This window comes from Pseudomonas parasichuanensis (genome assembly GCF_021601385.1).
GTDB classification, from domain to species: Bacteria; Pseudomonadota; Gammaproteobacteria; order Pseudomonadales; family Pseudomonadaceae; genus Aquipseudomonas; species Aquipseudomonas parasichuanensis.
Genome location: NZ_BQHO01000024.1, coordinates 1 through 14,062, shown reverse-complemented (window position 1 = coordinate 14,062; position 14,062 = coordinate 1). Strand labels below are relative to the sequence as shown.

The 14,062-nt window shown below is 65.6% G+C and carries 12 protein-coding genes and 1 pseudogene; 10 read left to right on the top strand and 3 right to left on the bottom strand.

Annotated features, from left to right (window positions below; all coding sequences use genetic code 11):
* Nucleotide 1: 1 nt before the first annotated feature.
* A complete protein-coding gene (locus L6D77_RS18470) occupies nt 2-598 on the top strand; it encodes a DUF924 family protein (RefSeq protein ID WP_232882898.1) in 597 nt (198 codons plus the stop codon).
* A 104-nt stretch (nt 599-702) separates the two neighbouring features.
* Here the strand turns inward: L6D77_RS18470 and L6D77_RS27530 are convergent, their stop codons facing one another.
* Entirely contained in the window at nt 703-1,428 is a 726-nt protein-coding gene (locus L6D77_RS27530) for a methyl-accepting chemotaxis protein (protein ID WP_371923757.1), read from the bottom strand.
* A 129-nt stretch (nt 1,429-1,557) separates the two neighbouring features.
* A pseudogene (locus L6D77_RS27525) lies at nt 1,558-2,595 on the bottom strand (HAMP domain-containing protein); the annotation flags it as partial.
* Nucleotides 2,596-2,824: 229 nt separating this feature from the next.
* Between L6D77_RS27525 and bamE the strand changes: the two are divergent.
* Together bamE and L6D77_RS18455 are read left to right on the top strand one after the other, a co-directional pair.
* Nucleotides 2,825-3,079: an outer membrane protein assembly factor BamE domain-containing protein gene (gene bamE / locus L6D77_RS18460; RefSeq protein WP_079230016.1), complete on the top strand. Its 255-nt coding sequence runs from the start codon at nt 2,825-2,827 to the stop codon at nt 3,077-3,079.
* On the top strand, nt 3,076-3,648 hold the full coding sequence (locus tag L6D77_RS18455; RefSeq protein ID WP_232882896.1) for a lipocalin family protein: 573 nt from the start codon (nt 3,076-3,078) through the stop codon (nt 3,646-3,648). The genes bamE and L6D77_RS18455 overlap by 4 nt, the downstream gene beginning before the upstream one ends.
* Before the next feature lie 89 nt (nt 3,649-3,737).
* On the opposite strand, the gene L6D77_RS18450 is transcribed toward L6D77_RS18455, so the two are convergent.
* A complete protein-coding gene (locus tag L6D77_RS18450) occupies nt 3,738-5,102 on the bottom strand; it encodes a formimidoylglutamate deiminase (RefSeq protein WP_232882895.1) in 1,365 nt (454 codons plus the stop codon).
* A 145-nt stretch (nt 5,103-5,247) separates the two neighbouring features.
* Between L6D77_RS18450 and hutC the strand changes: the two genes are divergently transcribed.
* The 7 genes from hutC (at nt 5,248) to hutG (ending at nt 13,675) form a co-directional block, all read left to right on the top strand.
* Entirely contained in the window at nt 5,248-5,958 is a 711-nt protein-coding gene (gene hutC / locus L6D77_RS18445) for a histidine utilization repressor (protein ID WP_232883034.1), read from the top strand.
* The gene (locus tag L6D77_RS18440; protein WP_232882894.1) at nt 5,955-6,527 is read left to right on the top strand and encodes a HutD/Ves family protein; all 573 of its coding nucleotides are present in this window, start codon (nt 5,955-5,957) and stop codon (nt 6,525-6,527) included. The genes hutC and L6D77_RS18440 overlap by 4 nt, the downstream gene beginning before the upstream one ends.
* A 256-nt stretch (nt 6,528-6,783) precedes the next feature.
* On the top strand, nt 6,784-8,457 hold the full coding sequence (hutU, locus tag L6D77_RS18435) for a urocanate hydratase (protein WP_153788951.1): 1,674 nt from the start codon (nt 6,784-6,786) through the stop codon (nt 8,455-8,457).
* A gap of 108 nt (nt 8,458-8,565) precedes the next feature.
* Nucleotides 8,566-10,098 (top strand): histidine ammonia-lyase, encoded by a 1,533-nt coding sequence (gene hutH, locus L6D77_RS18430; protein WP_232882893.1) that lies wholly within the window; start codon nt 8,566-8,568, stop codon nt 10,096-10,098.
* 141 nt (nt 10,099-10,239) lie between these two features.
* Nucleotides 10,240-11,643 carry an amino acid permease gene (locus L6D77_RS18425; RefSeq protein ID WP_232882892.1) on the top strand — a complete coding sequence of 468 codons (1,404 nt, stop codon included), beginning with the start codon at nt 10,240-10,242 and terminating at the stop codon, nt 11,641-11,643.
* 15 nt (nt 11,644-11,658) lie between these two features.
* A complete protein-coding gene (hutI, locus tag L6D77_RS18420; RefSeq protein ID WP_232882891.1) occupies nt 11,659-12,864 on the top strand; it encodes an imidazolonepropionase in 1,206 nt (401 codons plus the stop codon).
* Nucleotides 12,865-12,874: 10 nt separating this feature from the next.
* On the top strand, nt 12,875-13,675 hold the full coding sequence (gene hutG / locus L6D77_RS18415) for an N-formylglutamate deformylase (RefSeq protein WP_232882890.1): 801 nt from the start codon (nt 12,875-12,877) through the stop codon (nt 13,673-13,675).
* The last annotated feature ends 387 nt before the right edge of the window (nt 13,676-14,062 follow it).

Sequence of the window (14,062 nt, the reverse complement as noted above, 5' to 3'; positions counted from 1 at the left end):
CATGCTCGCACCTTGGCAGCCGTTGCTGGAGTGGTGGTTCGGTTGGGGCGTCAGTCCCCAGGCCGTGGCTGACGAGAAGAGCACGCTGTGGTTCGGCAAGCATCACGATGCCGAAGCCCAGGCGCTGTTCGGCGACCTGATGGAGCACGCCCTGGCGGGCGGGCTCGAGGATTGGCAGCAGAGCCCACAAGGCTGGCTCGGTTTGCTGATCCTTTTGGACCAGCTGCCGCGCATGATCCACCGCGACACGCCGCGCGCCTTCGAGGGCGACCGGCGGGCGCAGGTGGTGGCCATGCAGGGTTTGCAGAAGGGCTGGGACTACCAGCTGCTGCCGATCCAGCGGGTGTTCGTGCTGCTGGTGCTGGAGCATGCCGAGGTGCTGGACTGGCAGAACCTGTGTGTGGAGCGCTACCAGACCTTGCTGGATGAACAGCCGGAGGCGCATCGCCGGTTGTTCGAGGGTTTTCTCGACTATGCCGAGCAGCACCAGCGGGTGATTGCCCGGTTCGGGCGCTTCCCGCACCGCAACCTGGTGCTGGAGCGGCCGAGTACCAGTGAAGAGATGGACTTTTTGCTGGAGCCCGGGTCCAGGTTCTGAGCTGCTGGGCCTGCCGTGCAGGCCTTTCGCTGGCAAGCCAGCTCCCACAAGCCCTGTGGGAGCTGGCTTGCCAGCGAAAGGGCCGCTAAGCGGCCCCGGCAATCTCAAATCCTGAAACTGCCCACCAGATGCTTCAACCGCTCCACCTGGTGCTCCAGGTCGGTGCAGGCACGCAAGGTGCTCTGCAGGTTGTGCACCCCTTCCTGATTCAGCGTATTGATCTCGGTGATGTCGACATTGATCGACTCGACCACGGCCGTCTGCTCTTCGGTGGCGGTGGCCACCGACTGGTTCATGCCGTCGATCTCGCCGATGCGCTGGGTCACGCTGCCCAGGCGCTCGCCGGCCTGGTTGGCGATACCCACGCTGCGGTCGCTGTGCTGCTGGCTCTGGTTCATGGTGCTCACGGCCATCTGCGCGCCGGCCTGCAGCTCCTCGATCAGGCGCTGCACCTGCTGCGCCGAATCCTGGGTGCGATGGGCCAGGTTGCGTACCTCGTCGGCCACCACGGCAAAGCCGCGCCCGGCCTCGCCCGCGCGGGCGGCTTCGATGGCGGCGTTGAGCGCCAGCAGGTTGGTCTGCTGCGAGATGCCACTGATCACATCGAGGATCTGGCCGATGTTCACCGTGTGGTTGTTCAGCGTCTCGATGTTGCCGCTGGCGTCGCTGATGCGCGCCGACAGCTGGTTCATCACCTCGATGGTCTCGCCGACCACCTGCTGGCCTTCCTCGGCCAGGCCACGCGCGGCGCTGGAGTGCTGCGAGGCCAGGGCGGCGTTCTGGGCGATTTCCTGGGCGGCGGCGCCGAGCTGGTTGATCGCCGCGGCCACGCTGCTGGTGCGGCTGGACTGCTGGTCGGCATTGTGGATCGAGGCGTTGGAGGCGCTGACCACCTGGCCCGCTACGCTGTTGACCTGGCCGGTGGCCGAGGCCACTTCGCGGATCGATTCGTGGATGCGCTCGACGAAGCGGTTGAACGACTGCGCCAGGCTGCCGAATTCGTCCTGGGCGTGAATCTTCAGGCGGCGGGTCAGGTCGCCTTCGCCTTCGGCGATGTCATGCATGGCGCGGCCCATCACGTGCAGCGGTTCCATCAGCACGCGGATCAACAGGCCGAGCAGGGCGATGATCACCACTACGGCGATCAAGGTCGCCACCACCGCCGAGGTACGCAGTTCGCCAAGCATGGCGAAGGCCGCGTCCTGGTCCAGCACCAGCGCCACGTACCAGTCGGCCGACGGCACGCCGTCGACATGGGTAAAGCTGATGAACTGCTTGCGGCCATCGACCTCGACTTCCTTCAGGCCGCTGCCGATGCGCGGGGTGTTGGCCGGGTAGACGTCGCTCAGTGCCTTGAGCGCCAGCTCGCCCTTGGGGTGGATGAGGATCTTGCCTTCGCCGTTGACGATGAAGGCGTGGCCACGGCCGTCGAAGTCGAGGGTGTTGATCAGGTTGCTGATGGTCTGCAGGTCGGTGTCGACGCCACTCACGCCGATCAGGCGGCCGGCCTGCTGCACCGGGGTGGCCAGGGTGATCACCAGCTTGCCGGCCGAGGCCGAGATATACGGCTCGGTAACGATGGTCTGGCCGGCGGCCGTGGCCGCCTTGTACCAGCCGCGCACGCGCGGGTCGTAGTCGGCGGCGCGGCTGCCCACCGGCACCGACTGCATGCTGCCGTCCTGGCCGCCGAAGTAGCTGAGCATGAAGTTGTTGGCGTACACCGGCAGCGCCAGGCTGCGGTCCAGGCTGGCTTTGCCCGGGCCGTCGACAGCAACCTGCTGGGCCAGGGTGTTGAGCAGCTGGATGCGGCTGTCGAGCCAGTTGCGGATATTACCGGCGGTGAGATTGCCCAGGTCCTGCAGAGTGGCCTCCGTGTCACTGCGCAGGGACTGGCGTTGTCGGTAATCGTTGAACAGCACGAAACAGGTGAAGGCAACGGCCACCACCAGGGCGGCAGCCAGCAGGATCTTGTGGCTGAACTTGAGGTTCTTGGTCATTTTTAGAAAGTCTGCGCACGGGCACGGAGGAGGGCAGGTGCGGCGAAAAGCCACACCGTCGGAAGCTGTGTCGTCAGCGCCTGCAAAAACATTAATCGTTTGCGCAGTTACCGACTGGCGGCGCAGGACGAAAACCTCGAAGGGCAGGGAACCGCAGGCACTTTTTCCCTTCTAAGCTCCCAGCAGGCCTCTCAGAACCTGTGTATCCATCTCCAGGAGTGTCACTTTCATGTCGTTGCGTTCCCTCGCCCTGTTGTCCTTGTGCGTCGTCCTGACTGCCTGCAGCAAGATCAACCAGGAAAACTATTCCAAACTCAAGGCCGGCATGAACAAGGCCGAGGTCGAGCAACTGCTCGGCACGCCCACCGAGTGCTCCGGCGCGCTGGGCATGAGCAGCTGCACCTGGGGTGACGAGAAGAGCTTCATCAGCGTGCAGTACGCCGCGGACAAGGTCCTGATGTATTCCGGGCAGGGCCTCAAATGAGGCGTCTGCACCTGCTGTTGAGTGTGTGCCTGGTGATGTTGCTGGGTGGCTGTGCAACGTCGGCCACCGACCCGCTGGCACCGAAGACCGCAGGTGCGGTGGACCTCAAGCGTTATCAGGGTAAATGGTTCGAGCTGGCGCGCTTGCCGATGAAGTACCAGGACGGCTGCGCCCAGTCCGAGGCCCATTACAACCTCAAGCCCGACGGCACGGTGGGCGTGCTCAACCGCTGCCGTACCCTGGGTGACGAGTGGTTGCGCGCCGAAGGCCATGCCACCGCGCAGCAGCCCGGGCATACCGACAAGCTGTGGGTGGAGTTCGACAACTGGTTCACCCGCCTGGTGCCGGGTGTGGCCAAGGGTGACTACTGGATTCTGTTCGTCGACGAGCGTTACCGCACCGCGATCGTTGGCAGCCCGGACCGCAAGTACCTGTGGATTCTGTCGCGCACGCCGTCGTTGCCGGCGTGGGAGCGCGAGAACCTGCTGGCCAAGGCGCGCCAGCAGGGGTACGACACCCGCCGCTTGATCTGGCGCACGCCGGACAAAGAGATCGTCGCACGGCATTGAGGTCGCGCTGCATGCTTCGCGGGTAAACCCGCTCCCACAGGGTTTGCACGACCCTGTGGGAGCGGGTTTACCCGCGAATGGTCCTCCAATCAGCCCAGTAGCTGGCGCAATACCTCGATGAACGCTACCGCGCTTTCCTCTTCCTGCCCATGCCGCCCCTGGCGTACCACCCACTGCCCGTTGACCATCACATCGCGCACCTGGCGATCACCGCCTGCGAACAGCCAGCGGTTGAGGATGGCATCGCCGTCCGCCACCGCCAGGTAAGGGTCCTGCCCGTCCAGCACCAGCCAGTCTGCGCGCTTGCCCACGGCCAGCTCACCGATAGGTTGCCCCAGCGCCTGGGCACCGCCCACCAGCGCGGCGTCGTACAAGGTGCGCCCGACCATCGGCTGATCGTTGCGGTACAGGCGGTTGCGGCGCTGGTCGCGCAGGCGCTGGCCGTACTCCAGCCAGCGCAGCTCTTCGACCACGCTCAGCGACACATGGCTGTCCGAGCCAATGCCCATGCGCCCGCCCTGGGCCAGGTAGTCCACCGCCGGGAAAATACCGTCGCCCAGGTTCGCCTCGGTGGTCAGGCACAGGCCGGCGATGGCGCCGCTGCGGGCCATGGCGGTGACTTCGCCGGGCTCGGCGTGGGTGGCATGCACCAGGCACCAGCGTGAATCGACCTCGGCGTGCTCGTAGAGCCATTGCAGAGGGCGCAGGCCGCTCCAGGCCAGGCAGTCGTCGACTTCCTTCTGCTGCTCGGCGATATGGATATGGATCGGGCATTGTTTGTCGCTGGCGCCCAGCACCTCGGCGATCTGCCCGGGCGTCACCGCGCGCAGGGAGTGGAAGCACAGCCCCAGCTGTTGCGCCGGTTGCGCGGCCAGCACCGGGGCCAGCTGCTGCTGCAGCGCCAGGTACTGCTCGGTGGAGTTGATGAAGCGCCGCTGCCCGTCGTTGGGCGCTTGCCCACCGAAGCCCGAGTGGCTGTAGAGCACCGGCAGCAGGGTCAGGCCAATGCCGCTGGCTGCGGCTGCGGCGCTGATGCGCCGCGACAGCTCGGCCGGGTCGGCGTAACGCTGGCCGTTCTGGTCATGGTGCACATAGTGGAATTCGGCCACCGAGGTGTAGCCGGCCTTGAGCATCTCGATGTACAGCTGGCGGGCGATGACCTGCAGCTGCCCCGGGGTGATGCGCCCGACCAGGCGGTACATCAGGTCGCGCCAGGTCCAGAAGCTGTCGTTGGGGTTGCCGGCCACTTCCGCCAGCCCCGCCATGGCCCGCTGGAACGCGTGCGAGTGCAGGTTGGGCATGCCCGGCAGCAGCGGGCCGGCCAGGCGCTCGGCGCCCTCGGCGCTGGCATCGGCCTCGATGGACGTCAGCCGGCCATCGGCGGCGACTTCGAGGCGGACATTGCGGGCCCAGCCCGTGGGCAGCAGGGCGCGTTCGGCGAAATAGGCGGACATCGGTGAAATCCTGTTATTGTTTAACTTGTATATACATATACAGCCGTTTGCCTGCCGGGTAAACTCCGGCAAGCTACCGTTCACTCCAACCGTACAAGGATTCAACGCCGTGCCGACACCTCCTGTCTCCGCGCTGGTTGCCCAGATGGGCGAAGGGCCGGCGCCGCTGTATGCCCGGGTCAAGCAGATGATCGCCCAGCAGATCGAAAACGGCAGCTGGCCGCCGCATCACCGGGTGCCGTCGGAGAGCGAGCTGGTCAGCGAGCTGGGGTTCAGCCGCATGACCATCAACCGCGCCCTGCGTGAACTCACCGCCGAAGGGTTGCTGGTGCGCATGCAGGGCGTCGGCACCTTCGTCGCCGAGCCGAAGAGCCGCTCGGCGTTGTTCGAGGTCAACAACATCGCCGACGAGATCGCCGGCCGTGGCCACCAGCACAGCTGCCAGGTGATCACCCTGGCCGAGGAGGCCGCCGGTTCCGAGCGAGCCCTGGCCCTGGACATGCGTGAAGGCCAGCGGGTGTTCCACTCGCTGATCGTGCATTACGAGAACGGCGTGCCGGTGCAGATCGAGGACCGCTACGTCAACGCCGCCATCGCCCCGGACTACCTCAAGCAGGACTTCACCCGGCAGACGCCCTACGCCTACCTGTCGCAGGTGGCACCGCTCACCGAAGGCGAGCACGTGGTCGAGGCCATTCTTGCCGAGCCCGATGAGTGTGAGCTGTTGCAGATCGAGCGCGGCGAGCCCTGCCTGCTGATCCGCCGCCGTACCTGGTCGGGCCGTCAGCCGGTCACCGCCGCGCGCCTGATCCACCCCGGTTCCCGTCATCGCCTGGAAGGACGATTCAGTAAATGAGTGCGTTGCAGCTGTTGCGTGCGCAGGATTACCCGCGCATGCCCTGGAAGAACGGTGGCGGTTTCACCGAAGAGATCACCCGCGATGCCGGCGACGGCCTGGACGGCTTTGGTTGGCGCCTGTCGATCGCCGACATTGAAGCGTCCGGCGGTTTTTCCACCTTCGCCGGTTACCAGCGCATCATCACCGTGCTGCAGGGCGATGGCATGCGCCTGCTGGTCGATGGCCAGGCCAGCCGGCCGCTGCTGCCCTTCGATGCCTTTGCCTTCAGCGGCGAGAGCCAGGTCAGCTGCGAGCTGCTGGGTGGGGCGATCCGGGATTTCAACCTGATCTACGCGCCGCAGCGCTATCACGCGCGGTTGCAGTGGTTCGATGGCACCAGCCGGCTGTTCAGCTCGGCGTCGACGGTGTTGCTGTTTGCCGCGAGCAACCACGTGGAAGTCGGGCTGGCGGGGCAGGAGACCCAGCAGCTGGGTCGGTATGACTGTTTGCGCCTGGAGGGCAACGACGGGTTGCTGGCGCTGGATGTGCAGGGGCGGTTCTGCCTGATCGAGCTGATGCCGCGCTGAATTCGAGCCTGGTGAATTGGGGCTGCTTCGCAGCCCTTTCGCGGCACAAGGCCGCTCCTACAGGGGTATGCGATTCCCTGTAGGAGCGGCCTTGTGCCGCGAAAGGGCCGCGCAGCGGCCCCTTCTGCTTTCTGAAATCTTCCGAGGAACGGTCCGATTATTTTGGTTGTCCATGCTTGTACATACAAGTAAAGATGTGTTTGTATAGCACCACGACACAAACACACGCCGTCGCATGACCGCAGAGGACATCCCCGTGACTGACAACAACAAATACCGTGACGTTGAAATCCGTGCCCCACGTGGCAACAAGCTGACCGCCAAGAGCTGGCTGACCGAAGCGCCGCTGCGCATGCTGATGAACAACCTCGACCCGCAGGTTGCCGAAAACCCGAAAGAGCTGGTGGTGTACGGCGGCATCGGCCGCGCCGCGCGCAACTGGGAGTGCTACGACAAGATCGTCGAGACCCTGACCCGCCTGGAAGACGACGAAACCCTGCTGGTGCAGTCGGGCAAGCCGGTCGGCGTGTTCAAGACCCACAGCAACGCCCCGCGCGTGCTGATCGCCAACTCCAACCTGGTGCCGCACTGGGCCAACTGGGAACACTTCAACGAACTGGATGCCAAGGGCCTGGCCATGTACGGCCAGATGACCGCCGGCAGCTGGATCTACATCGGCAGCCAGGGCATCGTCCAGGGCACCTACGAAACCTTCGTCGAAGCCGGCCGCCAGCACTACAACGGCAGCCTGAAAGGCAAGTGGGTACTGACCGCCGGCCTGGGCGGCATGGGCGGTGCCCAGCCACTGGCCGCCACCCTGGCCGGTGCCTGCTCGCTGAACATCGAATGCCAGCAGAGCCGCATCGATTTCCGCCTGGAAACCCGCTACGTCGATGAGCAGGCCGCCGACCTCGACGACGCCCTGGCCCGCATCGCCAAGTACACCGCCGAAGGCAAGGCCATCTCCATCGCCCTGCACGGCAACGCCGCCGAAATCCTGCCAGAGCTGGTCAAGCGTGGCGTGCGCCCGGACATGGTCACCGACCAGACCAGCGCCCACGACCCGCTCAACGGCTACCTGCCGGCCGGCTGGACCTGGGAAGAGTACCGCGACCGCGCCGTGACCGACCCGGCTGGCGTGGTCAAGGCCGCCAAGCAATCGATGGCCGTGCACGTGCAAGCCATGCTCGACTTCCAGAAGCAGGGCATCCCGACCTTCGACTACGGCAACAACATCCGCCAGATGGCCAAGGAAGAAGGCGTGGCCAACGCGTTCGACTTCCCAGGCTTCGTCCCGGCCTATATCCGCCCGCTGTTCTGCCGCGGTGTCGGCCCGTTCCGCTGGGCGGCACTGTCCGGTGACGCCGAAGACATCTACAAGACCGACGCCAAGGTCAAGGAACTGATCCCTGACGACGCCCACCTGCACCGCTGGCTGGACATGGCCCGCGAGCGCATCAGCTTCCAGGGCCTGCCGGCGCGTATCTGCTGGGTTGGCCTGGGCCTGCGCGCCAAGCTGGGCCTGGCCTTCAACGAAATGGTCCGCAGCGGCGAGCTGTCGGCGCCGGTCGTCATCGGCCGTGACCACCTGGACTCCGGCTCGGTCTCCAGCCCCAACCGTGAAACCGAAGCCATGCGCGACGGCTCCGACGCGGTCTCCGACTGGCCACTGCTCAACGCCCTGCTCAACACCGCGGGCGGCGCCACCTGGGTTTCGCTGCACCACGGCGGTGGCGTGGGCATGGGCTTCTCCCAGCACTCGGGCATGGTCATCGTCTGTGACGGTACCGACGAGGCGGCCGAGCGCATCGCCCGCGTACTGACCAACGACCCGGGCACCGGCGTGATGCGCCATGCCGATGCCGGTTACCAGATCGCCATCGACTGCGCCAAGGAGCAGGGCCTCGACCTGCCCATGATCACCGGCTGATTGCCGCGCTTTGGATCGCACCCCACAAGGGTGATACTGAACAACAAGAAGTGGCTCGCGGGCACCCTGAACACAGGGCCTGCGGCCACAAGCGATTGGAGTAGCGAAGTGACCGAACTGACCCTCAAGCCTGGCACCCTGACCCTGGCCCAGCTGCGCGCCATCCACGACGCGCCCGTGCGCCTGCAACTGGATGCCAGCGCCGCCCCGGCCATCGACGCCAGCGTCGCCTGCGTCGAGCAGATCATTGCCGAAGACCGCACCGCCTACGGCATCAACACCGGTTTCGGCCTGCTGGCCTCGACCCGCATCGCCAGCCATGACCTGGAAAACCTGCAGCGCTCGCTGGTGCTGTCCCACGCCGCCGGTATCGGCGCGCCGCTGGACGACGCGCTGGTGCGCCTGATCATGGTGCTGAAGATCAACAGCCTCAGCCGTGGTTTCTCCGGCATCCGCCGCAAAGTCATCGATGCCCTGATCGGCCTGGTCAACGCCGAAGTCTACCCACACATCCCGCTCAAAGGTTCGGTGGGCGCTTCCGGCGACCTGGCCCCGCTGGCGCACATGTCGCTGGTGCTGCTGGGCGAAGGCAAGGCCCGCTACAAGGGCCAGTGGCTGCCCGCCACCGAAGCCCTGGCCGTTGCCGGCCTGGAGCCACTGACCCTGGCCGCCAAAGAGGGCCTGGCCCTGCTCAACGGCACCCAGGCCTCCACCGCCTACGCCCTGCGCGGCCTGTTCCAGGCCGAAGACCTGTACGCCGCAGCCATCGCCTGCGGTGGCCTGAGCGTTGAAGCGGCACTGGGTTCGCGTTCGCCGTTCGACGCGCGTATCCATGAAGTGCGTGGCCAGCGTGGCCAGATCGACACCGCCGCCTGCTTCCGCGACCTGCTGGGCGATTCCAGCGAAGTGTCGCTGTCGCACAAGAACTGCGACAAGGTCCAGGACCCGTACTCCCTGCGTTGCCAGCCACAGGTCATGGGCGCCTGCCTGACCCAGATCCGCCAGGCCGCCGAAGTGCTGGGCATCGAAGCCAACGCCGTGTCGGACAACCCGCTGGTGTTCGCCGCCGAAGGCGACGTGATTTCCGGTGGCAACTTCCACGCAGAACCCGTGGCCATGGCCGCCGACAACCTGGCCCTGGCCATCGCCGAAATCGGCTCGCTGAGCGAGCGTCGCATTTCGCTGATGATGGACAAGCACATGTCCCAGCTGCCGCCGTTCCTGGTGGAGAACGGTGGGGTCAACTCCGGCTTCATGATCGCCCAGGTCACCGCCGCCGCGCTGGCCAGCGAGAACAAGGCGCTGTCGCACCCGCACAGCGTCGACAGCCTGCCGACCTCGGCCAACCAGGAAGACCACGTGTCGATGGCCCCGGCTGCCGGCAAGCGTCTGTGGGAAATGGCCGAGAACACCCGTGGCGTGCTGGCCATCGAATGGCTGGGCGCCTGCCAGGGCCTGGACCTGCGCAAAGGGCTGAAGACCTCCACGAAGCTTGAGCAGGCGCGTCATGCCCTGCGCCGTGAAGTGCCGCACTATGACCGCGACCGCTTCTTCTCGCCGGATATCGAAGCCGCCGCCGCGCTGCTGGCCCAAGGCACCCTGACCGGCCTGCTGCCGGCTGGCGTCCTGCCAAGCCTGTAATGCCCCAGGGGGCCGCTTTGCGGCCCATCGCCGGCAAGCCGGCTCCCACATCTGCTTGTGTGGGAGCCGGCTTGCCGGCGATTGGGCTGCGCAGCAGACCCCATCCCGATATCACGACCAGAACAACAATAAGGACGTGACATGCAACAAGCTCAAGGCCTCACCCGCGGGCTATCTGCCCGGCATATCCGTTTCATGGCGCTCGGTTCGGCAATCGGTACCGGGCTTTTCTACGGTTCCGCCTCGGCCATCCAGATGGCCGGCCCGGCCGTGCTGCTGGCCTACCTGATCGGTGGCGCCGCTGTATTCATGGTGATGCGCGCCCTCGGCGAGATGGCCGTGCACAACCCGGTGTCCGGCTCCTTCGGCCACTACGCCACCACCTACCTCGGCCCCATGGCCGGCTTCATCCTCGGTTGGACCTACGCCTTCGAGATGGTCATCGTCGCCATCGCCGACGTGACCGCCTTCGGTATCTACATGGGCTTCTGGTTCCCTGAAGTCGCCCGCTGGATCTGGGTGCTGGGCATCGTGTTCCTGATCGGCGGCCTGAACCTGTGCAACGTCAAGGTGTTCGGCGAGATGGAGTTCTGGCTGTCGCTGCTCAAGGTCGGCGCCATCGTTGCGATGATCCTCGCAGGCTTGGGCATCATGGCCTTCGGTTTCAGCCAGGTGGGCAGCGGCCAGGCTGTGGGCGTAAGCAACCTGTTCGAGCATGGCGGCTTCATGCCCAATGGCGTCAGCGGCCTGATCGCCTCGTTCGCCGTGGTGATGTTCGCCTTCGGCGGCATCGAGATCATCGGCGTTACCGCCGGTGAAGCGAAAGACCCGCAACGCGTGATCCCCAAGGCGATCAACGCCGTGCCGCTGCGCATCCTGCTGTTCTATGTGCTGACCCTGTTCGTGCTGATGTGCCTGTACCCCTGGCCGCAGATCGGCAGCCAAGGCAGCCCGTTCGTGCAGATCTTCAGCAACCTGGGGATCGGCTCGGCGGCGGCAGTGCTCAACGTCGTGGTGATTTCGGCAGCCATTTCGGCGATCAACAGCGACATCTTCGGCGCTGGCCGCATGATGTACGGCCTGTCCCAGCACGGCCAGGCTCCACGTGGCTTTGGCAAGCTGTCCAAGCACGGCGTGCCGTGGATGACCGTGGTAGTCATGGGCGCCGCGCTGCTGCTCGGTGTGCTGCTCAACTACCTGATCCCGGAAAACGTGTTCCTGCTGATCGCTTCCATCGCCACCTTCGCCACCGTGTGGGTCTGGCTGATGATCCTGGTCACCCAGGTGGCCATGCGTCGCAGCATGAGCCGCGAGCAGGTGGCACAACTGAAATTCCCGGTACCGTTCTGGCCCTATGGCCCGGCCCTGGCCATCGCCTTCATGGTGTTCATCTTCGGTGTGCTCGGTTACTTCCCCGATACCCAGGCGGCCTTGATCGTCGGCGTGATCTGGGTGGTGTTCCTGGTCGCGTCCTACCTGCTGTGGTGCAAGCCGCGCGCAGGGCAGGGCGGGTCGGCCCAGGCACCGGCCGAGCTGCACCGCTAGTTCAGGAGATTGCAAATGAGAACCCTCTGGCAGCACTGCCATGCAGCAACCATGGCCGAGGGCCGTTACTCGATCATCGAGGACGCGGCCATCGTCACCCACGACGGGCTGATCGAGTGGATCGGCCCACGGGGTGAACTGCCGCCGGTTGCGGCCGAGCGTACGGTGGACCTGGGCAACGCCTGGGTTACCCCCGGCTTGATCGACTGCCACAGCCACGCGGTGTTCGGTGGCAACCGCAGCGGTGAGTTCGAACAGCGCCTGCAGGGCGTGAGCTACGCCGAGATCGCCGCCCAGGGCGGCGGTATCGCCAGCACTGTGCGGGCTACCCGCGCGGCCAGCGAGGACGAGCTGTTCGCCAGCGCCCGGCAGCGGGTGCTGGCGCTGATGCGCGATGGCGTCACCACGCTGGAGATCAAGTCCGGCTACGGCCTGGACCTGGCCAACGAGCGCAAGATGCTGCGCGTGGCCCGGCGCCTGGGCGAGGCGCTGCCACTGACCGTGCGCAGCACTTGCCTGGCGGCCCATGCGCTGCCGCCGGAGTATGCGGGCAGGGCGGACGACTACATCGCCCACATCTGCGACGAAATGCTCCCGGCGCTGGCGGCCGAGGGCCTGGTGGACGCGGTGGATGCGTTCTGCGAACACCTGGCGTTCTCCCCGGCCCAGGTCGAACGCTTGTTCATCAAGGCGCGTGAGCTGGGGTTGCCGGTCAAGCTGCATGCCGAGCAGTTGTCGTCGCTGCATGGTTCGAGCCTGGCGGCGCGTTACCAGGCGCTGTCGGCCGACCACCTGGAGTTCATGACCGAGGAAGACGCCATCGCCATGGCCGAGGCCGGCACCGTTGCCGTGCTGCTGCCGGGGGCCTTCTACTTCCTGCGCGAAACCCAGTTGCCGCCCATGGACGCCCTGCGCCGCCATGGGGTGAAGATCGCCCTGGCCAGCGACCTCAACCCAGGCACGTCGCCAGGGCTGTCGCTGCGCCTGATGCTCAACATGGGCTGCACCTGTTTCCGCATGACCCCGGAAGAGGCGCTGGCCGGCGTCACCGTGCATGCCGCCACGGCGCTGGGCCTGGGCGACAGCCATGGCTCGCTGCAAGCCGGCAAGGTGGCCGATTTCGTCGCCTGGCAGATCGAACGCCCCGCCGACCTCAGCTACTGGCTCGGCGGCGACCTGCCCAAGCGCGTGGTGCGCCTGGGCCACGAGATAACCCACTGAGCGAGGCGACATGGACAAGGTATTGAGTTTCCACCAGGGCCGCCTGCCACTGTTGATCAGCATGCCCCATGCCGGGCTTGGCTTGACCGACGCCGTGCGTGATGGCCTGGTCGACGCGGCGCGCAGCCTGCCCGACACCGATTGGCACATTCCGCAGCTGTACGACTTTGCCCGTGAGCTGGGTGCCAGCGTGGTGGCGGCGGAGTACTCGCGGTTCGTCATCGACCTGAACCGGCCGGATGACGACAAGCCGCTGTATGCCGGCGCTACCACCGGGTTGTATCCGGCGACGCTGTTCGAGGGGGAGCCGTTGTTCAAGGAGGGCAAGGCGCCCAGCCCTGAGCAGCGGGCCGTGTACCTGGAGCAGATCTGGCGGCCGTACCACGACACGATTCGTCGCGAGTTGGCGCGGATGCGCGAAGAATTTGGCTATGCGTTGCTGTGGGATGCGCACTCGATTCGTTCGGTGATCCCGCATCTGTTTGACGGCAAGTTGCCGGATTTCAACCTCGGCACTTTCAATGGCGCCAGTTGCGATCCGGTGTTGGCTGAGCGGCTGCAGGGTGTTTGCGCCGAGTTCCCGGCTTACAGCCATGTGCTTAACGGGCGCTTCAAGGGTGGGCATATCACCCGCCATTACGGGGATCCGGCCGAGCATATCCATGCGGTGCAGTTGGAGCTGGGGCAGTGCACTTATATGAATGAGGTGGAGCCGTTCGGTTATCGCGAGGATTTGGCGAAGCCGACGCAGGCGGTGCTCAAGCGCTTGCTGGAAACGGTGCTGGCGTGGGGGGAGGAGCGCTATCGGTAGGGCGTTCGACCGCATCACGGCTGGCAGGTGCTTGCCACGACCCTTTCGGCGCCTGTGAAATCGAGCGCCGCCCGCGCGGCGCATCGCTGGCAAGCCAGCTCCCACATCTGTTTCGGGCCAGTTACTCCTGCGAAGTCTTCACTGTCCGCCCTGTTGGTTTGACGCGGTATTGATGTAGGCGCCACTGGCGCCTCGCTTGTCTTGAGGCATGCGCCAAGGCGTGCAGCGCTACCCTCACAGACATAATTGGCCCGAAACAAATAATGAAATGGCTACCCCCGCCCCGCTCTGTGTCAGCCCTCTAAGCTTTCACAGGGTGCCTATCGGAGTGTAACGCCATGAACACTGTCGCCATCGTCGCCATCGATCTGGGAAAGCTGAGCTTTC

What these genes read in the sequence shown, in the direction of transcription:
- L6D77_RS18470 (WP_232882898.1), top strand. Translation starts at nt 2, where the DNA reads ATGCTCGCACCTTGGCAGCCGTTGCTGGAGTGGTGGTTCGGTTGGGGC.
- bamE (WP_079230016.1), top strand. Translation starts at nt 2,825, where the DNA reads ATGTCGTTGCGTTCCCTCGCCCTGTTGTCCTTGTGCGTCGTCCTGACT.
- L6D77_RS18455 (WP_232882896.1), top strand. Translation starts at nt 3,076, where the DNA reads ATGAGGCGTCTGCACCTGCTGTTGAGTGTGTGCCTGGTGATGTTGCTG.
- L6D77_RS18450 (WP_232882895.1), bottom strand. Translation starts at nt 5,102, where the DNA reads ATGTCCGCCTATTTCGCCGAACGCGCCCTGCTGCCCACGGGCTGGGCC.
- hutC (WP_232883034.1), top strand. Translation starts at nt 5,248, where the DNA reads ATGGGCGAAGGGCCGGCGCCGCTGTATGCCCGGGTCAAGCAGATGATC.
- L6D77_RS18440 (WP_232882894.1), top strand. Translation starts at nt 5,955, where the DNA reads ATGAGTGCGTTGCAGCTGTTGCGTGCGCAGGATTACCCGCGCATGCCC.
- L6D77_RS18425 (WP_232882892.1), top strand. Translation starts at nt 10,240, where the DNA reads ATGCAACAAGCTCAAGGCCTCACCCGCGGGCTATCTGCCCGGCATATC.
- hutI (WP_232882891.1), top strand. Translation starts at nt 11,659, where the DNA reads ATGAGAACCCTCTGGCAGCACTGCCATGCAGCAACCATGGCCGAGGGC.
- hutG (WP_232882890.1), top strand. Translation starts at nt 12,875, where the DNA reads ATGGACAAGGTATTGAGTTTCCACCAGGGCCGCCTGCCACTGTTGATC.